A 20,093-nucleotide genomic window follows, 5' to 3' on the forward strand; every position below is an offset into this window, starting at 1 on the left:
CCGGCACCGGCGGCGACAGCAGCACCTGCACGAGACGACGAACGAGGTAGACCGTGACCGACGAGCAGAACCCCGAGATCGAGCCGACCGCCCCCGGCGACGGGGCCGACGAGATCGTGCACGCGGACGGGACGGCGGTCGCGGTGCACCACGGGCGCATCGAGCAGGTCGACCTCCAGCTCGAGATGCAGCGGTCGTACCTCGACTACGCGATGAGCGTCATCGTCGGCCGTGCGCTGCCGGACGTCCGCGACGGGCTCAAGCCGGTGCACCGCCGCGTGCTGTACGCGATGTACGACGGCGGCTACCGGCCGGACCGGTCGTACTCGAAGTGCTCGCGCGTCGTCGGCGACGTCATGGGCAAGTTCCACCCGCACGGCGACAGCGCGATCTACGACGCGCTCGTGCGCCTCGTGCAGGACTGGTCGCTGCGCTACCCGCTGGTGGCCGGCCAGGGCAACTTCGGCTCGCCCGGCAACGACCCGGCGGCAGCCCCGCGGTACACGGAGTGCCGCATGGCTCCCATCGCCATGGAGATGGTCCGGGACATCGACAAGGACACCGTCGACTTCCAGGACAACTACGACGGCCGCACGCAGGAGCCGGCGGTCCTGCCGTCGCGGTTCCCGAACCTGCTGGTCAACGGCTCCGCCGGCATCGCCGTCGGCATGGCGACCAACATCCCGCCGCACAACCTGCGCGAGGTCGCCGAGGGCGTCCAGTGGCACCTGGACCACCCGGAGGCGAGCCGCGAGGAGCTGCTGGCGGCGCTCCTGCAGCGCATCAAGGGCCCGGACTTCCCGACCGGCGCGACGATCCTCGGCCACAAGGGCATCGAGGAGGCGTACCGGACCGGTCGCGGCTCGATCACGATGCGCGCCGTGGTCAACGTCGAGGAGATCCAGGGCCGCGTGTGCCTGGTCGTCACCGAGCTCCCCTACCAGGTGAACCCGGACAACCTCGCGGCGAAGATCGCCGACCTCGTCAAGGACGGCCGTATCCAGGGCATCGCCGACATCCGCGACGAGACGTCGGGTCGCACGGGCCAGCGCCTCGTGATCGTGCTCAAGCGCGACGCGGTCGCCAAGGTCGTGCTCAACAACCTGTACAAGCACACGCAGCTCCAGGACACGTTCGGCGCGAACATGCTCGCGCTCGTCGACGGCGTCCCGCGCACGCTGAGCCTCGACGCGTTCGTCCGGCACTGGACGACCCACCAGCTCGACGTCGTCGTGCGGCGTACGCGCTACCTGCTGGCCGAGGCCGAGCGCAGCATCCACATCCTGCGCGGCTACCTCAAGGCGCTGGACGCGCTCGACGAGGTCATCGCCCTCATCCGCCGCTCCCCCGACGTCGACCAGGCGCGCACAGGCCTCATGGAGCTGCTGGGCGTGGACGAGGTCCAGGCGACGGCGATCCTCAACCTCCAGCTCCGCCGTCTGGCCGCGCTCGAGCGCCAGAAGATCCTCGACGAGCACGACGAGCTCGAGCGCAGGATCCTCGACTACCAGGACATCCTCGCCAAGCCCGAGCGCCAGCGGACGATCGTCGGCGAGGAGATGGGCGAGATCGTCGCCAAGTACGGCGACGAGCGCCGGACGACGATCCTCCCGTTCGACGGCGAGGTCTCGATCGAGGACCTCATCGCCGAGGAGGAGATGGTCGTCACCATCACGCGCGGCGGCTACGTGAAGCGCACCCGGAGCGACAGCTACCGGGCGCAGAAGCGCGGTGGCAAGGGCGTGCGCGGCGCGCAGCTGCGCGAGGACGACATCGTCGACCACTTCTTCGTGACGACGACGCACCACTGGCTGCTGTTCTTCACCAACCTGGGTCGGGTCTACCGCGCGAAGGCGTACGAGCTGCCCGAGGGCGGCCGCGACGCCAAGGGCCAGCACGTGGCGAACCTCCTCGCGTTCCAGCCCGGCGAGCGGATCGCCCAGGTCCTCGACCTGCGCGACTACGACGCGGCGGAGTACCTCGTGCTCGCCACGCGCCGCGGGCTCGTCAAGAAGACGCGGCTGTCGGAGTACGACTCCCCGCGCTCGGGCGGGCTCATCGCGATCAACCTGCGCGAGGACGAGTCGGGCACGCCCGACGAGCTCGTCGCGGCGCTCCTCGTGGACGCCGACGACGACCTCATCCTGGTCTCGCGCAAGGGCCAGTCGATCCGTTTCCCCGCGAGCGACGAGACGATGCGACCGCTGGGGCGCGCGACGTCGGGCGTGACGGGCATGAAGTTCCGCGAGGGCGACGAGCTGCTCTCGGCGGACGTGGTCGAGGAGGGCTCGGATCTCTTCGTCGTGACCGAGGGCGGGTTCGCCAAGCGCACGCGGATCGACGAGTACCGGGTCCAGGGGCGCGGTGGTCTGGGGATCAAGGTCGCGAACCTCGTGGAGGCTCGTGGAGATCTCGTGGGGGCTCTGGTGACGGAGGCCGACGACGAGGTGCTGGTGATCATGGAACGCGGGAAGATCGTGCGGTCCGCGGTCGACGAGGTGAACCTCACGGGCCGCAACACGCAGGGGGTGACGTTCGCGAAGCCCGACAAGGGCGACCGCATCATCGCGGTCGCGCGGAACGTCGAGCGTCGCCTCGGAGAGGATCGGGATACCGTGGAGGGCGAGGACGGGACCGGCACGGCCCCGGTCGGCACCGACACGAGCGCACCGATCACCGATCCGACCGCCTCGTCCGACGGGGCGAGCGGGACCGAGTCGGCCCCCGGAACCACCGAGGAAACCAGATGAGCAGCGAGAACAACGCACCGCCGACGATCACGCCGCGGCTGACCGTGCCGCGTCCGGACACGGAGGCGGCGTCGCGCAACGGCGGTTCCGCGGCGACGAGCAGGCACGGCGAGTCGAACGGCGCGTCCTCGAACGGGACGTCGAACGGCAGCTCGAGCGGTGCCACGTCGGGTGCCGTCCCGCCGCCGCCCCCGCCCCCTCCCCCGAGCCAGTCGGCCCCGGAGCGGGGCGTGGACGACGACGGGATGGAGCGGGCGTCCGGCGAGAGCCGCGTCGCCGTCGCTCGCGCCGGGGCCGTGAAGGCCGCCGCTGCAGCCCTCGCCGCGGCGAAGAGCGCGGCCAAGAAGGTCTCCGCGGCGGTCCCGGCCGCGCCCGCGGAGACCGACCCCCAGCAGCCCGTTCAGGACGACATCGACGACGAGACGGTGAGGCGCGTGCCCACGACCACCTCGGCGGCCCCCAGCGCCTCCGCGGCTCCGGCCGCGACGAGCGCCCCGGCGGCGGCCTCGCTGCACTACTCCGCGGCCGGCGTGACCGGCACCGCGAGCCCCGTCACGGGCGCGACGCCCTCCGTCGGGACCGCGACGGGCGCGACGCCCACCGTGCGGAACGACGGAGGACCGCGGCGCGTCCGCCTCGCGGTCTCGCGCATCGACCCCTGGTCCGCGATGAAGCTCGGTTTCCTGCTGGCGGTCGCGATCGGCATCATGACCGTCGTCGCGACGGCCGTGGTCTGGTACGTCCTCGACGGCATGATGGTCTTCGCGAAGATCGAGGACCTGTTCACGCAGATCGTCGGCACCGAGACCGAGGTGGACATCGTCCAGTACGTGGCGTTCGGTCGCGTGATCTCCATCGCCACCCTGCTGGGCGTGGTGAACGTGGTGATCATCACCGCGTTGTCGACCATCATGGCGTTCCTGTACAACATCGTCGCCGCGCTCGTGGGCGGCGTGCACCTCACGCTCACGGACGACTGACCCAGGACGGCTCCCCGACCGGGGGCCACGGACCCCTCGGTTTGGGTCTGCGGCGCCCGGTGGGGTAACCTCAATCGCTGCCTGCGAGCGGAGCGGCCCCCTGGGGCTGTCCGACGAGGCGCGTACGGGCCTATAGCTCAGACGGTTAGAGCGCTTCCCTGATAAGGAAGAGGTCAGAGGTTCAAGTCCTCTTAGGCCCACTGCCGAACCCACTCGAGGGGGAACGTCATGAAGAAGCTTCTCGTCCTGCTCCTCGCCGCCGGCGCGGGATATCTCCTGTGGCGCAAGTACACGGAGGACAACGCCGAGCGCGACCTCTGGGCAGAGGTCACCGACACCTTCGAGTGAGCACGTCTCACTCCTGACCGGCCCCAGGCCGTGTCTCCCGGGGCCATGGCGCAATTGGTAGCGCACCTGCTTTGCAAGCAGGGGGTTGGGGGTTCGAGTCCCCCTGGCTCCACCGTGCGGAAAGGCCGCTGACAGGTCGTCGAGACCTGTCAGCGGCCTTTTCCGTCCGGCTCGGCGGCCCGCCACAGGAGTCGCACCATCAGCTCCTGCTCGGCGACGGGTCGAGTCGCCGGCGGGGCGGCCACCGCGACGAAGGGTCCGCACCGGACGGTGCGGACCCTTCTGCTCGGAGACGTCGACCACCGGTCGTGGTCGAGGTCAGCGTCAGACGTCGTCGGCCTTCTTGGCGGCGTCCTCCGCGGCGGCCTCGGCCGCCTCGCGCGCCTTCTTGCCGGCGTCTCCGAGGTCGTCCTTGGCGTCCTCCGCCGCGTCCTTGGCCGACGAGGCCGCGCCGCGCGAGTTGCTGCGGGCCCGGCTGGTGGCCTTCTTGGCGGCGTCCTTCGCGTCGGAGACGGCGTCGCTGACGCGGTCGGTGACGTCGTCGCGCACCTCGGCGGCGCGCTCGGCGAGCTTGTCCGTCGCCTCGCGGCCCTTCGCGACGGCGACGCCTGCGGCCTCGCCCAGCGACTCGGCGGCGTCCCCGACGGCGTGCCGGGCATCGCCGACGACGTCGTCGAAGCGGACCTGCTGCTGCTCCTGCTCCCACGGCTCGGCCCAGGGGTCCGTCGTGGGCTGCGCGCGGCGGTAGAGCACGTAGCCGACGCCGGCCGCGGTCACGCCGCCGGCGATCCACCACAGGGTGCGGCCCTTGCCCTTCGAGGCGTCGGCCTCCGCGGCCTTGGCCGCCGCCTTGTCGGCCGCCGCAGCAAGCTTGGCGGCGGCCTTCTCGGCCGCCTTGTCGGCGTGCTTCGAGGCCTTCTTGCCCGCCTTGCCGGCCGACTTCTGGGCCTGCTTCGCCGCCTCGGCGGCGGCCTTCCGCGCCTGCTTGGCGAGCTTGCGCGCCTTCCTGCCGGTCGCCGCCGCGGTAGCGGCGGACGCGGCGGCGGTCGCCTCCGCGGCGTTGTCGGCCGCCCGCTGGGCCGACTCCGCGGCGCTGGCGGCCGCGGCGTTGAAGCTCGCGACGATCTTCGGCAGCACGTCGTCGACGAGCTTGTCGTGCGCGGTGTCGATGGCGGGCGCAGCCTTGCCCGCGGCCTTCTCGACGCGCGGCGCGGCAGCCTGGATGCTGTCCTGCCACGCCTTCTCGACGCGCGGCTGGAGCCACTCGAGGAAGGCCTCGACCTTGGGCGTCCCCCACTCCTTGGCGTGCACCGCGGCGTCCTTGGCCTGGTCGGCGAGCTGGCTCGCGGCGTTCTGCGCGGTCGCGGCCGCCTGGGCGGCCTGGTCCTTGAGCTTCTCGGTGTCGATCGACTCGAGCGTGTCCTTGACGGAGTCGCTCGCTGAGCGAGAACGGGTCATGCGTGCTCCCCGGGGTCGTCGTCCGACGGGACGAAGGGCGGATGCGATGGGCGTTTCCGACCACTCTGCCACCACCGTGCCCGCCCCGCGAGACGTCGCGCCGGACGGGTCGCGCGCGGGTCTCGTGGGAGGATGGTGCCCATGTTCGCAACCCTCCACACGACCGCTGGTGACATCCGGATCGAGCTCCTGCCGAACCACGCCCCGAAGACGGTGGCGAACTTCGTCGGGCTCGCGAAGGGCACCACGACGTGGTCCGACCCCCGCACCGGCGCCGAGCGCACCGAGCCCTTCTACGACGGCCTGATCTTCCACCGCGTGATCCAGGACTTCATGATCCAGGGCGGCTGCCCGCTGGGCACCGGGACGGGCGGTCCCGGCTACACGTTCAACGACGAGATCCACCCCGAGCTCCAGTTCGACCGCCCCTACCTCCTGGCGATGGCGAACGCGGGTCTGCGCCGCAACCCCGTCACGGGCGAGGCCGAGGGCACCAACGGGTCCCAGTTCTTCATCTCGACGGTCCCCACGCCGTGGCTCAACGGCAAGCACACGATCTTCGGCGAGGTCGCGGACGACGCGTCGCGCGCCGTCGTCGACGCGATCAACGCCACGCCGACGCGTCCGGGCGACCGTCCGCAGGAGGACATCGTCATCACGTCGGTCACGATCGAGGACTGACCATCTCGACCACACCTCCCGGGCCTCCCGGCCCGCCCGCGTACGGGACGGCCGGACCGCACGACGGTCCTGCCGTCCCGCCCGTGTGCCCGCGGCACCCGGACCGTGTGTCCTACGTGCGCTGCCAGCGCTGCGGGCGCCCCGCGTGCCCCGAGTGCCAGCGCCCGGCGGCCGTCGGCGTGCAGTGCGTCGACTGCGTGCGCGAGGCGGCCCGGCAGGCGCCGACGCAGCGCAGCGCGCTCGGCGGCAGGGTCCACGGCGGCCCGCCGGTCGTGACGTTCACGATCATCGGCCTGTGCGTCGTGAGCTGGCTACTCCAGCTCGTCACCGGCGGCGAGTGGACGCGGCTGTGGTGGTTCGCACCGCTCATCGGCGAGGACGAGCCGTACCGATTCCTCACGTCGGCCTTCCTGCACTCGACGAGCCCCGTGCACATCCTCTTCAACATGTACGCGTTGTGGGTCACGGGGCCGTTCCTCGAGCAGATGCTCGGCCGCTGGCGCTTCGTCGCGCTCTACCTGCTGTCGGCGATCGGGGGCTCGGTCGGCTACCTCGTCCTCGCCGGCGGTCCGACGTCGGAGGGGTGGTACCAGCCCGTCGTCGGTGCCTCGGGGGCCGTGTTCGGGCTCTTCGGCGCGATCCTGCTCGTGCTGCGCCGGACGGGTCGCAACGCGATGCAGATCGTCGTGCTCATCGGCATCAACTTCGCGATCGGTCTCTTCTTCACCGGCATCGCGTGGCAGGCCCACCTCGGTGGGCTCGTCGTCGGCCTCGTTCTCGGGGCGGCGTACGCGTACGCGCCGAAGGAACGACGCATCGCGGTGTCCGTGGGCGCGACGGCGGTCGTCGCGGTCGCACTCGTCGCGGCGGCGTGGCTGACATATGCCTCGGCCGCCCAGGTCGGGCACCTCGTCGGCTGACGACGGGCGGCGCCCCGGGAGGTTTATCCCCAGGGTTACTCACAGGTGTGGAACTACGGCGGTGTGATTCCCCGCCCCACCCGTCGCCCGGCAGGCCGCGCGCCCCGAGGCGCGCGGCCGCCGTCGAAGCCGCCTACTTCCAGCGCGTGGTGAGCGCGAAGCCGGCGATGATGAACGCGAAGCCGACGGCGAGGTTCCAGGCGCCCAGCGGCGGGATCGGGAGCTGCTCGGACCCGCTGAGGTAGAACAGCACGATCCAGGCCAGCCCGAGGAGCATGAGCCCGAGCATCGTGGGCACGAGCCAGCGCGGGTTGCCCGACTCGGGCTTGGGCACGCTCGGCGGACGCTGCGGCGTGGGCTTCTTGCGCGACTTCGACTCGGGCACGAGGGTGGGCTCCTGTCCTGGTGGGGTCCGCTGCCGACGGCGTCGGGACGCACCGCGGGAGCGGACGCCTGCCGTCGTCGTGCAGGAACCGTGCATGGCTCGGGCGAAGGTCGTCGACGCACCGCGGGGCTCCGTAGGGGCACGGGTCCGTCACGATCGTGGACGACGTTCGTCGACTAGCGTAGTGGGCGCACACAATAGGCACGGACACCGCGCGCGGGAAACGGCCCGACCGCGGCCACGACGACACGACAGACGCACGGCACGGACCTGGTCGACGACCTCGTCCGCCCAGGAAGGAGACGGTCGCGTGAGCAGCACCGACCCCGCCTCCGCGACGCCGCACGACCCCGCCGCAGCAGCGGCCGGTCCCACGCCGTCGCCCGCTGTCCCTGCTGTGCCGCCGCGCTCGCGCAGGGTCCGGTCCGCCGTGACCGTCGCGCTCGTCCTCGCGCTCGCCGGCGTGATGTTCACGGCCAACGCTCGCCTCGCCCGGGGCGAGGACTCGCGCCACCCCGAGAACCTCGCGCAGCTCGTCGACCGCGAGTCGGACCGCGTGGCGGACCTCTCGGCCCAGGTCGACGAGCTCACGGAGGAGATCGCGGCGCTGTCGCAGACCGGCGACACGCCGGCGGGCGTCGACCCCGACCTCGCGACGCGCACCGCCGTCGCCGCGGGCACGACGCCGGTGACGGGCACGGGCCTGTCGGTCACGCTCGACGACGCGCCCCCGGAGGGCAACTACCCGCCGCAGATCCGCCCGGACGACCTCGTCGTGCACCAGCAGGACATCCAGTCCGTCGTCAACGCCCTGTGGGCCGGCGGCGCGGAGGCGATGACCCTCCAGGGCCAGCGCGTCACCGCGACGTCGGCGTTCCGCTGCGCGGGCAACATCCTCCTGCTGCACGGCCGCGTGTACTCGCCGCCCTACGTCGTGGAGGCCGTGGGCGATCCCGACGCGCTGCGGGACGCCCTGGAGCGGTCGCCCGGCGTGCAGGTGTACCAGGAGTACGTCGACGCCGTGAACCTCGGCTGGTCGGTCGAGGAGAAGGCCGGCCTCGAGCTCCCGGGGTACGAGGGCGCGCTCGAGCTGCGCTACGCGCGCCCGGCCGACGCGGTGGCGTCGTGACGACCACGGCCTCCGCCCCGGTGCGGCACGCCGGCCGCCGCGGCTCGGGACGCGGCGCGGTCTCGACGGTCGTCGGCGTCGTCGGCGAGCTGCTCATCACGCTCGGCATCCTGCTGGGCCTGTACGTCGTCTGGCAGCTCTGGTGGACGGACGTGCAGGCGGACCGCGTGCAGGCGCAGGTCCTGGAGGAGATCGACGCGCCCACCCCCGACGCAGGGGACGTGGCGACGACGGTCCGGCGCGACGAGCCGCCGGTCATGGAGGCGCCCGCGCCGGGCGAGGTGTGGGGCACGCTCTACGTGCCGCGGTGGGACGGCAAGATGATGCCGATCGCGGAGGGCACCGACAAGCGGTCGATCCTCGACAAGGCGATGGCCGGGCACTACCCCGAGACCGTCATGCCGGGCGCGGTCGGCAACTTCTCGCTGGCCGGCCACCGGCAGACGTACGGCAAGATCTTCCACGACGTGGAGGAGCTGCAGGTCGGCGACCCGATCGTCGTCGAGGCCGGTGGCGTCTGGTACGTGTACCGCGTGGACCACATGCAGGCGGTGAAGCCGGACCAGGTCGAGGCCATCGCCCCGGTGCCGTGGCAACCGGGCGTCGAGCCCACCGAGCGGTACCTGACCCTGACGACGTGCCACCCGATCGGGCTGAACTCGCTCGTGGCGCGGTTCATCGTCAACGCGAAGCTGGACTACTGGATGCCCGTCGAGGACGGCACGCCGCCGGACCTGGTCGGCCAGACCGCTCCGCCGGCCGAAGGGAGCGCGTGATGTACGGGGCGCTGTGGCGCGTGCTGCCCGGCCCGGCATGGGTCCGGGTGCTGGTCCTGCTCGTCCTCGCGGCCGCCGTCGTGCTCGCGTGCTTCGAGTGGCTGTTCCCGATCGTGTCCGAGTACATGCCGTTCAACGACCCCAACATCCAGACCGACGCCGCCGGCGCGGTGTCCGTGGAGGCCCCGCGATGACCGACCAGACCCGCATCCTCGTCGTGGACAACTACGACTCGTTCGTCTACACGATCGTCGGCTACCTCGACCAGCTGGGCGCCCAGACCGTCGTCGTGCGCAACGACGCGGTGCCCGAGCCCGACGCGGAGGGCCGGTTCCACGACGCCGACGGCGGGGTGTTCGACGGCGTGCTCGTCTCCCCCGGGCCGGGCACCCCGAAGGAGGCCGGCCAGAGCGAGCAGGTCATCCGGGCGTGCGCCGCGTCGCGCACGCCGATGCTCGGCGTGTGCCTCGGCCACCAGGCGCTCGCCGAGGTGTACGGCGCGACGGTCACGCACGCGCCCGAGCTCATGCACGGCAAGACGAGCCTCGTCGAGCACGAGGGCGAGGGCGTCCTCGCCGGGCTCCCCACCCCGTTCACCGCGACGCGCTACCACTCGCTCGCCGTCGTGAGCGACACCGTGCCCGCCGAGCTCGAGGTGACCGCGTCGACCGCAGGCGGGGTCATCATGGGCCTCCAGCACCGGGACCTGCCCCTGCACGGCGTCCAGTTCCACCCCGAGTCCGTGCTCACCGAGGGCGGCCACCGCCTGCTCGCGAACTGGCTCGAGTCGTGCGGCCTCGACGGCGCCGTCGAGCGTTCGGCGGGCATGGCTCCGCTCGTCCGGCAGTAGCCGCCCGCGACCGTCGGCAGACCACGGCCCAGGAGCTCCGCACCGGCGACGGCTTCTCCCGCAGCACGACGACGGGCCCGCACCTCTCGCGAGGTGCGGGCCCGTTGGTCATGGCCGGTGGTGCGCTGCGGGGTCAGCCGTCGCCTTCTCCGCCGCCGTCGCCCCCGCCGCCGTTGCCTCCGCCGTTGCCGTTGCCCCCGCCGTTGCCCCCGCCGTTGCCTCCGCCGTTGTCGCCGCCGGTCGACGGGCCGGGGCCGGTCGAGACGATAAGCGAGACCTCCGTGCCGACGGGGACCTCGGAGCCACCCCGCGGGTCGGAGCCGATGACCGTACCGGCGGGCCACTGGTCGGATTCCTGGTTCTGCTGGCGCCCGGGGTTGAGCCCCGCACCACCGAGGGCGTCGTTCGCCTGGTCCAAGGTCATGCCGACCAGGTTGGACGGGACCGTCGTCGTCTCCGCGGCACGCGGGACCGCGACCTTGAGGGTCACTCGCGACCCCTGGGGGACGCTCCCGGCGTTGGGCTGCTGGGAGAGGACCTGGTTCTCCGGCTCGTCGGACTCCTCGTCGCTCCGGTCGACGCCGAGGCCGAGAGCCTCGATCGTCGACTTCGCGGCGTCGAACTGCTGGCCGGTGACGTCGGGCAGTGCGACGAGGCCGCTCGACACGAACAGGTTGACGGTCGACCCGGCAGGCACGGACTGGCCCGCACCCGGGTCCGTCCTGGTCACGGACCCCTTCGCGACGTCCGGGGAGTCCTCCGTGGCGACGTCCCCGACGCTGAGGCCGTTGTCGGCGAGGTACTGCCGCGCCTCCTCCTGGGTCTTGCCCTTGAGGTCCTGCAGCGTGACGGCGTCGGGCCCGGCGGAGAAGAACGCCGTGACCGTCACGCCGAGCTCCTGGGTGGTGCCTCCTGCCGGGTCGGTCTTCGTGAACGTCCCCTCGGGCTCGGTCGACTCCTCGTCGATCGCCTGCGCGTACTCGAACCCGGCGTCGGTGATCGCCTTCTCGGCCTCCTCGGGCGTCACGCCGGCCGAGAGCGTCGGGACCGTGCCCGTCGTCGGCTCCTCCTCGCCCTGGCCGTTGATGACGAGCATCGTGATGATCGCGGCGAGAGCGAGCACGCCGATCGCGATGAGGGCCCACATGAGGCCCTTACGGCTCTTGGGCTCCTCCTCGTCCTCCCCCGGGGCCTCCTCGCCGGGCGGGACGGCCGGAGCCACGCTCGTCGCCCACGGGTTCGAGGCGGCGGCCGCGGGCGCCATGACCTGCGTCGCCGACTCGACCATCGTGGGCTGGAGGTCGGCGGCCGCGGCGGCGGCACCGAGCCCGGCCGCGGCGGCGGCGACACCGAGCGCGGGAGCGGTGATCGCCCCGCCCCGCACGGCGTTCTCCAGGTCGGCGCGGAACTCCGCGGCGTTCGAGTAGCGCGCGGTGCGGTCCTTGGCGAGCGCCTTGAGCGTGATGCGGTCGAGGACCTCGGGCACGTCGGGCGCGACGGCGCTGGGCGTCGCGGGGGCCTCGCGCACGTGCTGGTAGGCCACCGCGACGGGCGAGTCCCCGATGAACGGCGGACGGCCCGTGAGGAGCTCGTAGAGCAGGCAGCCGGTGGAGTACAGGTCGGAGCGCGCGTCGACGGTCTCGCCGCGGGCCTGCTCCGGCGAGAGGTACTGCGCCGTGCCGATGACGGCCTGCGTCTGCGTCATCGTCGCGGCGGAGTCGGCGACCGCGCGCGCGATGCCGAAGTCCATGACCTTGACCGCTCCGGTGGGCGTGATCATGACGTTCGCGGGCTTGATGTCGCGGTGGACGATGCCGGCGTGGTGGGAGTACTCGAGCGCCGCGAGCACGCCCGCGGTGATCTCGACCGCCTCGTCGATCGGCACGGCCTGGCCGTCGCGGAGGATGTCCCGGACCGTGTGTCCCTCGACGTACTCCATGACGATGAACGGGACGTGCACCGAGTTGCCGGTGGCGTCGGCGTGGACGTCCTCGCCCGTGTCGTACACCGCGACGATGGCGGGGTGGTTGAGCGACGCCGCGGCCTGGGCCTCGCGCCGGAAGCGGGCGAGGAACGACGGGTCGCGGGCGAGGTCCGACCGCAGGATCTTGATCGCGACGGTACGACCGAGGCGGTTGTCGTGCCCGATGTGCACCTCGGCCATGCCACCACGGCCGATGAGCTCACCGACCTGGTAGCGCCCGGCAAGCACTCGGGGAGCGTTGTCCACCACTCATTCGTCCTTCGGTGTCGTCGGAGCCGCGGGCGCGTCCGCGCGCGGCACATCTGGCGCAATCATCCCACTGGAGGGCGTCCGGGAAAGCCGGGAACACAACGATGTCGTCACGATGTCACCCGCCCGGAGGGAGCCGGGGCGACCGGTGAGGCGGCGTCGGTGACCCTCTCGACGGCGGCCGCGGGAGCCGCGTCGGCGTCATCCCCGTCCCGGTCCCCCAGGGAGGCGATCGTCGCGACGACCAGCACGAGGAGCAACCCCAGCAGGGCGACCAGGGGCCACGTGAGGCCGTTCGGCAGCCCGCCGAGGCGCCGGCCCGTCGTCGTGGACGTCCGACGGCCGGAGGACGACCGCGACGGCGCCGCCTGCGACTGCCGGCGCGCCTCGGCGCGGGTCGCGGGTGCGGTCGGCGGGGCCCCGCCGGACCCGGAGCCGCCCGCCGGCCGGGCGCCACCGCGGGCCGGCTGAGGGCGGCGCGACGCGCGTGTACCGCTGTGCATCTCGCGGCGCGGCGGGTACGCACGAGGAGCCGACGCGTCGTCGCTCGTGGCGGCGGGGACGGGGCGCTCCCACGGCAGGGCCGGCCCCGGCGCGACGTCGGCCGCCGGTACGGGGCCGGGCGCGGGCGACGCGACCGCGTCGCCGTGCCGGGCGACCGGGCGGACGTCGCGGGCGTCGTCGTCCGCGAGGTGTTCCGCGGCGTGCGCGCCCGCGCGCGACTCCGCGGCGACCCAGGGCGTCGTCGGGTCCGCCGCGTGCGGGTCGCGCACGGCGGCCGGGATCACGAGGGGGGTGATGACGGGCGCGGGGTCGGGCTCCGGAGCAGGTGCCCCGTCGTCGGCTGCTGCACGGGCGCGCCGAGCGCGCCGGGTGTTGGCGGGCGCACCGGCGCGAGCGGACCAGGGGTCGGCCGCGAGGCGCGCCTGGATCTCCTCGAAGACCCGCGCGAGGGCGTCGGCCGGGTGCGGCCGCGCGAGCGGGTCCTTGGCGAGCATGACCATGACGAGCTCGGCGAGCTCCGGGTCGACCGACGACGGGAGCGGTGGCACGGGCTCGTTGACGTGCGCGACGGCGATGTCGACCGGTGTGGACCCGGTGAACGGCCGGTTCCCGACGATCGACTCGTACGCGACGATGCCCAGCGCGTAGATGTCCGACGCCCCCGTGGCCGCCTGCCCGACGGCCTGCTCGGGCGACAGGTACTGGGCGGTGCCCATCACCATGCCGGTCGCGGTCATCGGGACCTGGTTGGCGGCGAGCGAGACGCCGAAGTCGGTGATCTTCACCGCGCCGGAGCGGTCGATGAGGATGTTGCCCGGCTTGACGTCGCGGTGCACGACGCCGGAGAGGTGCGCCGCGTGGAGGCCGCGCGCCGTCTGGGCGAGGATCGGCAGGAGCCGCGCGGGCGGCAGCACGGGTTCCCGCTCCAGCAGGTCCGCCATCGGCTCGCCCACGACGAGCTCCATGACGAGGTACCCGGAACCGTTGGTCTCGCCGTAGTCGTACATCTGGGCGATGTTGGGGTGCGAGAGCGCGGCGCTGTTGCGGGCCTCGGTCCGCAGCCGGTTGAGGAAGTCCTCGTTCCCCGCGTACTCGGTCCGCAGGACCTTGACGGCCACCTCGCGCCCGAGCGCGTCGTCGGCCGCGACCCACACCTCGCCCATCCCACCGACGGCGATACGCCGGACCAGGCGGTAACGGTTCCCGAGCGTCAGCCCCCTCACGGGCTTCATCCGTTCAACACCGCCTCCATGACGGCGCGCGCGATCGGCGCGGCGATCGCGCCGCCCGTCGCCTCGTTGCCCAGCGAGCCGCCGTTCTCGACGATGACCGCGACCGCGACCTGCGGGTCGTCCGCGGGAGCGAAGCTCGTGAACCACGCGTGCGGTGCTGCCTCGCCGCCCGTCTCGGCGGTGCCGGTCTTGCCCGCCACCTGCACGCCCGGGATCTGCGCCGCCTTCCCGGAGCCGTTCTCGACGACTCCGAGCATCATCTGCGTGAGCTGGTCAGCGGTCGACGGCGACACCGACGTGCGCAGCCGGCGCGGCTCGGACTGGCGGACGACGTCGAGGTCGGGGTTGCGGATCGTCTCGACCGTGTACGGGGCCATCTGCACGCCGTCGTTCGCGATCGCGGCGGCGACCATGGCCATCTGCAGGGGCGTGACCTTGACCTCGCCCTGCCCGATGCCGGCTCGGGCGATGCCGGCGGGGTCCGCGCCCTCCGTCCCCGCGGCGGGGAACCGGCTGGGAGTCACGTCCATGGGGATCTCGAGCGACGCGTCGAAGCCGAAGTCCTCGGCCTGCTCGCGCATGGCGTCCTCCCCGAGCGTCATGGCCAGGTCCCCGAAAGCGGTGTTGCACGAGATGCGCAGCGCGTCCGCGAGCGTCATCTCGCCCGTGGGTGAGCAGCGCGACCCGCCGAAGTTCTTCATCGTCTGCGTCGACTGGGGGTACGGCAGCTCGTCCGGTGCCGGGATCACGGTCTCGGCCGTGTACTGCCCGCTCTCGAGCGCCGCAGCCGAGGTGACGATCTTGAACGTCGACCCCGGGGGGTAGGTGTTGCCACGGATGGCGCGGTTCGACATCGGGTTGCCCTCGGCGTTGAGCAGCTCCTGGTACCGCTCGCGCGCGAGGGCGGTGTCGTGCGTCGCGAGCTCGTTGGGGTCGTAGCTCGGCTTCGACACGAGCGCGAGGACCCGCCCGGTCTTGGGCTCGATCGCGACGACCGCGCCGCGCTGGTCGCCCAGCGCGTCCCAGGCGGCCTGCTGCGCCGCGGGGTCGATCGTCAGCTCGACGGACGCGCCCTGCGGCTGCTTGCCCGTGAACAGCGCGCTCAGCCGGTCGAGCCACAGGGAGCTCGCCTCGCCGTTCAGGTAGTCGTTCTCCTTGTCCTCGATCTCGGTGCGCCCGTTGGTGAGCGAGAGGAACCCGGAGACGGGCGCGTACAGCGGGCCGTTCGAGTACTGCCGCTGGAAGCCGAACGCGTCGTCCACGGGGGTCGAGGACGCGATCGCGTCGCCCGCGACGACGATCGGGCCGCGGAACTTGTTGTACTCGCGGTAGATCGTGCGGGCGTTGCGCGAGTCGTTGTTGAGCGAGTCCGCCTGGACGAACTGGATGTACGTCGTCGACACCATGAGCGCGAGGAACATGACGAGGACGACCGTCGCGACGCGACGCAGGGGGACGTTCACCGGGCTCCTCCCCAGGGGTCGGTCTCCGGATGGGTGCCGGCGTCCGTGCTCTCGCGACCGTCCCCCCGCCGCACGACCTCGGTGCGCAGCTCGTCCGGGTGGGCGGAGACCTCGCCGGTCTGCCCGACGGCGGGCTGCACGCCCGTCGTCGCGCGCGTCGGACCCGTGGGCGGCCCGGCGACGGCGGGCGCGCCGACCGTGGTGGGCGCGTCGTCGGGCCTGGCCCCGACGGCGGGAGCTCCGCCGCCCACGACGGCCACCGGGTCGGAGTCGGTGCGCGAGCGCGCGCCGCCGGGCGCGACCTGCCCGCGCACCGGCAGCGACGACGGGCGCCGCGCGTCGTCGGAGATGCGCAGCAGCAGCCCGACCACCAGCCAGTTCGCGAGGAGCGACGACCCGCCCTGCGCGACGAACGGCATGGTGAGGCCCGTGAGCGGGATGATCCGGGTGATCCCGCCGACGACGACGAAGAGCTGCCACGCCATGACGAACGCGAGGCCGCCGGCGAGGAGCTTGCCGAACCCGTCGCGCACCCCGATCGCGGTGCGCAGGCCGCGCTCCGCGAGGATGAGGTACGCGAGCAGGATGCCGATGAGGCCCGTGAGGCCGAGCTCTTCGCCGAGCGACGCGTAGATGAAGTCGGAGAACGCGTACGGGACCGTCCGCGGGTAGCCGGCGCCCCAGCCGGTGCCGAACAGGCCGCCGTTGCCGAGCGAGAACAGGCCGCCCACGAGCTGGCCCGAGCCACCCGGGCTGCGGCCGAAGATCTCGGGGTCGAACGGGTGCAGCCACACGTCGACGCGCGCCTGCACGTGGCCGAACGTCGACGCCGCGAGCACCGCGCCGACGGCGATGAGCAGCAGACCGATGACGACCCAGCTCACGCGCTCGGTCGCGATGTACAGCATCGCGACGAACAGGCCGAAGAACAGGAGCGACGTGCCGAGGTCGCGCTCGAACACGAGGATCGCGAGCGAGACGAGCCAGACGATGATGATCGGCCCGAGGTCGCGCAGGCGCGGGAGCTGCAGACCGAGCACCTTGGGCCCGGCCAGCGCGAGGGTGTCGCGGTTCGTCACGAGGTAGCCGGCGAAGAAGATCGCGAACGCGATCTTCGCGAACTCGGCGGGCTGGAGCGAGAAGCCGAAGACGTTGATCCAGATCTGCGCGCCGTTGATGCGCGTCCCGAGGCCCGGGACGAGCGGCAGGGCGACGAGCACGATGCCCGCGATCATCGCGGTGTACGTGTAGCGGCGCAGGGTCCGGTGGTCGCGCAGGAACCAGATCAGCGCGAACGCGCAGAGGATGCCGAGCGCGGTCCACTGGAGCTGGCGTGGCGCGAGGTCCTGGGTGCCGCCCGTGACCTGCGAGCCGAGGTCCAGGCGGAAGATCATCGCGAGGCCGATGCCGTTGAGCGCGACCGCGATCGGCAGGATCACCGGGTCCGCGTACGGCGCCTTGAACCGCAGCAGCACGTGGGCGGCGCCCGCGAGCACCACGGTGCCGATGCTGTACACGTAGAAGCGGCCCGGGAGCTCGCCCGTGAGCTGGAGGCCCACGAGCGCGTACGCCCCGATGCCCAGCGCGAGCGCGAGGACGAGCAGACCGAGCTCCGCGCCCCGGCCGGGGCGCACCTCGGTGGTCTCCACCGTGGCCATCAGGCCCCCGAGCCGGCGCCGTCGGTGGGTGCCGGGGTCACGTCGGGCGCCCCGGCCTCCGGGGTCTCGGTCGCACCCTCGGTGGGTGCCTGGGTGGGGCCGTCGGTCGCGGGGCCGTCGGTGGACTCCTCCGCGGCCTCGACGACGAGGCGCTCCGCGCGCGCTCGGGCGTCCTCGAGCGACTCCGCGGGGATCGTCGTCTCGAGACGGTCGACGACGTAGCCCGGCAGGTCGGCGACCCGCGTCCCGGTGAGCTCGATCGGCGACGACAGCGTCACGGGGCCCGCGTTCTCCGGGATGCCGCGGAACACGGCCACCTGACCGTCGGCGACCCCGACGTAGTACTGCGTCTGCGTCCAGCGGTAGCCCGCCCACCCGGCCACGCCCAGGCCGACGACGACGAGGAGGACGGCGACGACCGTGATCCACCGCCGCGGCGCGCGGCCGGGTCGCACGTCGTCGTCACCGTCCCCCGGGGTCTCGCCCGCTGCCTCGTCGCCCTCCGCGGGGTCGGCCGCGCCGTCAGCGGAGGGCTCCTCGGTGGGGGCGTTCGCGCTCGCCATGAGCGCCGCCGCCCGGGCCGCGGGGCCGTCCGCGGCCGACGTCGGGGCGTCGCGGTCGATCGCGGCGGACCCGACGATCTGCGCCCCGGTGCCGGGCGCCGCACCGTCGGGCAGCGCGTCGACGTCCACGATGTCCGCGACGACGACCGTCACGTTGTCGGTGCTGCCGGCGCGCAGCGCGAGCTGGAGCAGGTGGTCGGCGCACTCGTCGACGTCGGGGACGTCCGCGAGCGTCTGGGCGATCGTCTCCGGGCTGACGAAGCCCGAGAGGCCGTCGGAGCACAGCAGCCAGCGGTCCCCCGGCTTCGCCTCGCGCACCGACATGTCCGGCGTGAGGTCGATGTCGAAGTCCCCGAGCACGCGCATGACGACGTTGCGCTGCGGGTGGGTCTCCGCCTCGTCGGGCGAGATGCGGCCCGTGTCCACGAGGTGCTGCACGAACGTGTGGTCGGTCGTGACCTGGGTGAGCTCGCCGTCGCGCAGCAGGTACGCGCGCGAGTCGCCGAGGTGCGCCATCGCGAGCTTGTTGCCCGCGCGCAGGATCGCGGTGACGGTCGTGCCCATGCCGACGAGCTCGGGGTCGGTCACGCTGCGGTCCACGAGGTCCTGGCGCGCGTGGTCGATCGAGCGCTCGAGCTCGGCGAGCGCGTCGTCCGGGCCGTGCGACTCGCCGTCGAGCGGCGCGAGCGCCGCGATGGCGATGGACGAGGCGACGTCGCCCCCGGCATGCCCGCCCATGCCGTCGGCGACGACCAGCAGGTGCGGGCCCGCGTAGCCGGAGTCCTGGTTGTTGGAGCGCACGAGCCCGACGTCGGAGCGCGCGGCGTAGCGCAGGGCGATGTTCACTGCGGCTACCTCTGCAGCTCGACGACGGACTGACCGATCCGCACCCGCGTGCCCGGACCCAGCGGCGTCACCTGGCCGATGCGTTGGTCCTCGACGTAGGTGCCGTTGGTGGAGCCGAGGTCCTCGACGAACCACGACCCGTGCTGCGGGAAGATGCGCGCGTGGCGCGACGAGGAGTAGTCGTCGTCGAGCACGAGCGTGCAGCTCGGCGCCCGACCGATGAGGATCGACGACGTCGTCAGCGGGATCGTCGTCCCCGTGAGGGGGCCGGCGGTGACGACGAGCCGGGACGGCCCCGTCGGCGCGGTGGGCCGCGCGGGCTCCGCCGCCGCGGCGGGGGTCGGGCCCGACGCCGGGCGCGCGGCCTGCGCGGTGCCCTTGCGGCTCCGGCGAGGCGTGATCTTGGTGCCGTACAGGTCCCGACGCAGCACCCCGATCGCGGAGAGCACGAACACCCAGAGCAGCACCAGGTAGCCCAGCCGCAGCAGGGTGAACGTGAGATCGGTCATGCGGGCCGGATCACCACTCCTCGTTGTCGGACGCGCCGGTCCAGAACATGATGCGGGTACGGCCGATCGTCAGGGAGTTGCCGTCGAGCAGCGTCGCGGCCGGCACCTGGTGACCCTCGACGAACAGGCCGTTGGTCGAGCCGAGGTCCGTGGCGATGACGCCCTCCGGCGTCACGCGGATCTCCAGGTGGCGGCGCGAGACGCCCGGGTCGTCGACGACGATGTCGGCCTCCGAGCCGCGCCCGATGACGGTGACCGGACCCGTGAGCAGGTAGCGCTGCCCGTCGATGTCGACGAGCGGGTGCCGGGTGCTCGGGGACGCGGACGTCGCGGGGGCGACGTTGCCGCGCACGCTCGCGGAGCGGAGCTGGAAGCGACCGACGTCGAGCGTGTCGTTCTGCTCGAAGCTCACGCTCACGGGGCCGACGAACGCGTAGTGCTGCGACGCCGCGTACTGCGTGACGTTCGACGCCAGCTCGTCGGCCAGCGTCTCCGCACCCCACCCCTCGACCTGGCCGAAGTCGTCCACCGACAGCTCGATGGTGAACTCGTTGGGCACGACCGTGCGCTCGCGGTCCACGACGGCGGCGCGGTCGTCGACCTCACGCCGCAGCGCGCTCGCGAGCTCGACGGGCTTGACCTCGCTGCGACCGACCTTGGCGAACGCGTTGTTCACCACGCGTTCGACGCCCTTCTCGAAGCGGTCCAGGACTCCCATGCCACCTCCTCCTCGTGCTCGCTCGTGCTGCGGCTCGTGCCGCGGTCCTCGTCTGCGCCTCCCGGACGTGCTCCCGGCGGCACCCTGGTG

The 20,093-nt window shown here is 72.8% G+C and carries 18 protein-coding genes and 2 tRNA genes; 11 read left to right on the forward strand and 9 right to left on the reverse strand.

Features of this window, described 5'->3' with window-relative positions; translation table 11 throughout:
* Window positions 1-113: 113 nt before the first annotated feature.
* The 5 genes from gyrA to JN535_RS00425 all read left to right on the forward strand — a co-directional run bounded on the left by gyrA (window position 114) and on the right by JN535_RS00425 (window position 4,190).
* Window positions 114-2,750: a DNA gyrase subunit A gene (gyrA, locus tag JN535_RS00410; RefSeq protein ID WP_307868225.1), complete on the forward strand. Its 2,637-nt coding sequence runs from the start codon at window positions 114-116 to the stop codon at window positions 2,748-2,750.
* On the forward strand, window positions 2,747-3,730 hold the full coding sequence (locus tag JN535_RS00415) for a DUF3566 domain-containing protein (protein ID WP_240200408.1): 984 nt from the start codon (window positions 2,747-2,749) through the stop codon (window positions 3,728-3,730). The genes gyrA and JN535_RS00415 overlap by 4 nt, the downstream gene beginning before the upstream one ends.
* Window positions 3,731-3,856: 126 nt before the next feature.
* Window positions 3,857-3,930: transfer RNA gene (locus tag JN535_RS00420), tRNA-Ile, on the forward strand.
* A gap of 28 nt (window positions 3,931-3,958) precedes the next feature.
* Window positions 3,959-4,078, forward strand: coding sequence for a DLW-39 family protein (locus JN535_RS20440; RefSeq protein WP_208863433.1), 120 nt, complete (start codon window positions 3,959-3,961; stop codon window positions 4,076-4,078).
* A gap of 39 nt (window positions 4,079-4,117) precedes the next feature.
* A tRNA-Ala gene (locus JN535_RS00425) sits at window positions 4,118-4,190 on the forward strand.
* Window positions 4,191-4,402: 212 nt separating this feature from the next.
* On the opposite strand, the gene JN535_RS00430 is transcribed toward JN535_RS00425, so the two are convergent.
* Window positions 4,403-5,536 (reverse strand): hypothetical protein, encoded by a 1,134-nt coding sequence (locus JN535_RS00430; protein WP_205200998.1) that lies wholly within the window; start codon window positions 5,534-5,536, stop codon window positions 4,403-4,405.
* A gap of 141 nt (window positions 5,537-5,677) precedes the next feature.
* Between JN535_RS00430 and JN535_RS00435 the strand changes: the two genes are divergently transcribed.
* Together JN535_RS00435 and JN535_RS00440 are read left to right on the forward strand one after the other, a co-directional pair.
* Window positions 5,678-6,217 (forward strand): peptidylprolyl isomerase, encoded by a 540-nt coding sequence (locus JN535_RS00435; RefSeq protein WP_205201000.1) that lies wholly within the window; start codon window positions 5,678-5,680, stop codon window positions 6,215-6,217.
* Between the two features lie 107 nt (window positions 6,218-6,324).
* Entirely contained in the window at window positions 6,325-7,137 is an 813-nt protein-coding gene (locus JN535_RS00440; protein ID WP_307868011.1) for a rhomboid family intramembrane serine protease, read from the forward strand.
* 133 nt (window positions 7,138-7,270) lie between these two features.
* Here JN535_RS00440 and JN535_RS00445 read toward each other — a convergent pair whose 3' ends face one another.
* The gene (locus JN535_RS00445; protein WP_205201001.1) at window positions 7,271-7,522 is read right to left on the reverse strand and encodes a cell division protein CrgA; all 252 of its coding nucleotides are present in this window, start codon (window positions 7,520-7,522) and stop codon (window positions 7,271-7,273) included.
* Window positions 7,523-7,832: 310 nt separating this feature from the next.
* On the opposite strand from JN535_RS00445, the gene JN535_RS00450 reads away from it, so the two are divergent.
* From JN535_RS00450 to JN535_RS00465, 4 genes are read left to right on the forward strand one after another with little or no spacing between them, the layout of a single operon-like run.
* Window positions 7,833-8,651 (forward strand): DUF881 domain-containing protein, encoded by an 819-nt coding sequence (locus tag JN535_RS00450; protein WP_307868012.1) that lies wholly within the window; start codon window positions 7,833-7,835, stop codon window positions 8,649-8,651.
* The gene (locus tag JN535_RS00455; protein ID WP_307868013.1) at window positions 8,648-9,427 is read left to right on the forward strand and encodes a class E sortase; all 780 of its coding nucleotides are present in this window, start codon (window positions 8,648-8,650) and stop codon (window positions 9,425-9,427) included. The genes JN535_RS00450 and JN535_RS00455 overlap by 4 nt, the downstream gene beginning before the upstream one ends.
* Window positions 9,427-9,621 (forward strand): hypothetical protein, encoded by a 195-nt coding sequence (locus JN535_RS00460; RefSeq protein ID WP_205201003.1) that lies wholly within the window; start codon window positions 9,427-9,429, stop codon window positions 9,619-9,621. The genes JN535_RS00455 and JN535_RS00460 overlap by 1 nt, the downstream gene beginning before the upstream one ends.
* Window positions 9,618-10,277: an aminodeoxychorismate/anthranilate synthase component II gene (locus JN535_RS00465; RefSeq protein ID WP_205201005.1), complete on the forward strand. Its 660-nt coding sequence runs from the start codon at window positions 9,618-9,620 to the stop codon at window positions 10,275-10,277. Before JN535_RS00460 ends, JN535_RS00465 begins: the two co-directional genes overlap by 4 nt.
* Before the next feature lie 133 nt (window positions 10,278-10,410).
* On the opposite strand, the gene pknB is transcribed toward JN535_RS00465, so the two are convergent.
* The 7 genes from pknB to JN535_RS00500 all read right to left on the reverse strand — a co-directional run bounded on the left by pknB (window position 10,411) and on the right by JN535_RS00500 (window position 20,003).
* Window positions 10,411-12,510, reverse strand: coding sequence for a Stk1 family PASTA domain-containing Ser/Thr kinase (pknB, locus tag JN535_RS00470; protein ID WP_205201007.1), 2,100 nt, complete (start codon window positions 12,508-12,510; stop codon window positions 10,411-10,413).
* Between the two features lie 110 nt (window positions 12,511-12,620).
* Window positions 12,621-14,246 carry a serine/threonine-protein kinase gene (locus JN535_RS00475; RefSeq protein ID WP_205201008.1) on the reverse strand — a complete coding sequence of 542 codons (1,626 nt, stop codon included), beginning with the start codon at window positions 14,244-14,246 and terminating at the stop codon, window positions 12,621-12,623.
* The gene (locus JN535_RS00480) at window positions 14,243-15,709 is read right to left on the reverse strand and encodes a peptidoglycan D,D-transpeptidase FtsI family protein (RefSeq protein ID WP_205201010.1); all 1,467 of its coding nucleotides are present in this window, start codon (window positions 15,707-15,709) and stop codon (window positions 14,243-14,245) included. The genes JN535_RS00475 and JN535_RS00480 overlap by 4 nt, the downstream gene beginning before the upstream one ends.
* Window positions 15,706-17,367, reverse strand: a complete 1,662-nt coding sequence (locus JN535_RS00485) for an FtsW/RodA/SpoVE family cell cycle protein (protein WP_205201011.1) — start codon at window positions 17,365-17,367, stop codon at window positions 15,706-15,708. Before JN535_RS00485 ends, JN535_RS00480 begins: the two co-directional genes overlap by 4 nt.
* A complete protein-coding gene (locus tag JN535_RS00490) occupies window positions 17,367-18,776 on the reverse strand; it encodes a Stp1/IreP family PP2C-type Ser/Thr phosphatase (RefSeq protein WP_205201013.1) in 1,410 nt (469 codons plus the stop codon). Before JN535_RS00490 ends, JN535_RS00485 begins: the two co-directional genes overlap by 1 nt.
* A gap of 5 nt (window positions 18,777-18,781) precedes the next feature.
* A complete protein-coding gene (locus JN535_RS00495) occupies window positions 18,782-19,285 on the reverse strand; it encodes an FHA domain-containing protein FhaB/FipA (protein ID WP_205201015.1) in 504 nt (167 codons plus the stop codon).
* Between the two features lie 10 nt (window positions 19,286-19,295).
* Window positions 19,296-20,003, reverse strand: coding sequence for an FhaA domain-containing protein (locus JN535_RS00500; RefSeq protein ID WP_047230883.1), 708 nt, complete (start codon window positions 20,001-20,003; stop codon window positions 19,296-19,298).
* Between the last annotated feature and the right edge of the window lie 90 nt (window positions 20,004-20,093).

Origin of the sequence: Cellulosimicrobium cellulans (assembly GCF_016921195.1) — a bacterium.
GTDB classification, from domain to species: domain Bacteria; phylum Actinomycetota; class Actinomycetes; order Actinomycetales; family Cellulomonadaceae; genus Cellulosimicrobium; species Cellulosimicrobium cellulans_F.

Bases quoted from the DNA above. Each gene is read 5' to 3' on its own strand.
- JN535_RS00415 (WP_240200408.1), top strand. From the start codon at position 2,747: ATGAGCAGCGAGAACAACGCACCGCCGACGATCACGCCGCGGCTGACC.
- JN535_RS20440 (WP_208863433.1), top strand. From the start codon at position 3,959: ATGAAGAAGCTTCTCGTCCTGCTCCTCGCCGCCGGCGCGGGATATCTC.
- JN535_RS00430 (WP_205200998.1), bottom strand. From the start codon at position 5,536: ATGACCCGTTCTCGCTCAGCGAGCGACTCCGTCAAGGACACGCTCGAG.
- JN535_RS00435 (WP_205201000.1), top strand. From the start codon at position 5,678: ATGTTCGCAACCCTCCACACGACCGCTGGTGACATCCGGATCGAGCTC.
- JN535_RS00460 (WP_205201003.1), top strand. From the start codon at position 9,427: ATGTACGGGGCGCTGTGGCGCGTGCTGCCCGGCCCGGCATGGGTCCGG.
- JN535_RS00465 (WP_205201005.1), top strand. From the start codon at position 9,618: ATGACCGACCAGACCCGCATCCTCGTCGTGGACAACTACGACTCGTTC.
- JN535_RS00475 (WP_205201008.1), bottom strand. From the start codon at position 14,246: ATGAAGCCCGTGAGGGGGCTGACGCTCGGGAACCGTTACCGCCTGGTC.
- JN535_RS00485 (WP_205201011.1), bottom strand. From the start codon at position 17,367: ATGGCCACGGTGGAGACCACCGAGGTGCGCCCCGGCCGGGGCGCGGAG.
- JN535_RS00495 (WP_205201015.1), bottom strand. From the start codon at position 19,285: ATGACCGATCTCACGTTCACCCTGCTGCGGCTGGGCTACCTGGTGCTG.
- JN535_RS00500 (WP_047230883.1), bottom strand. From the start codon at position 20,003: ATGGGAGTCCTGGACCGCTTCGAGAAGGGCGTCGAACGCGTGGTGAAC.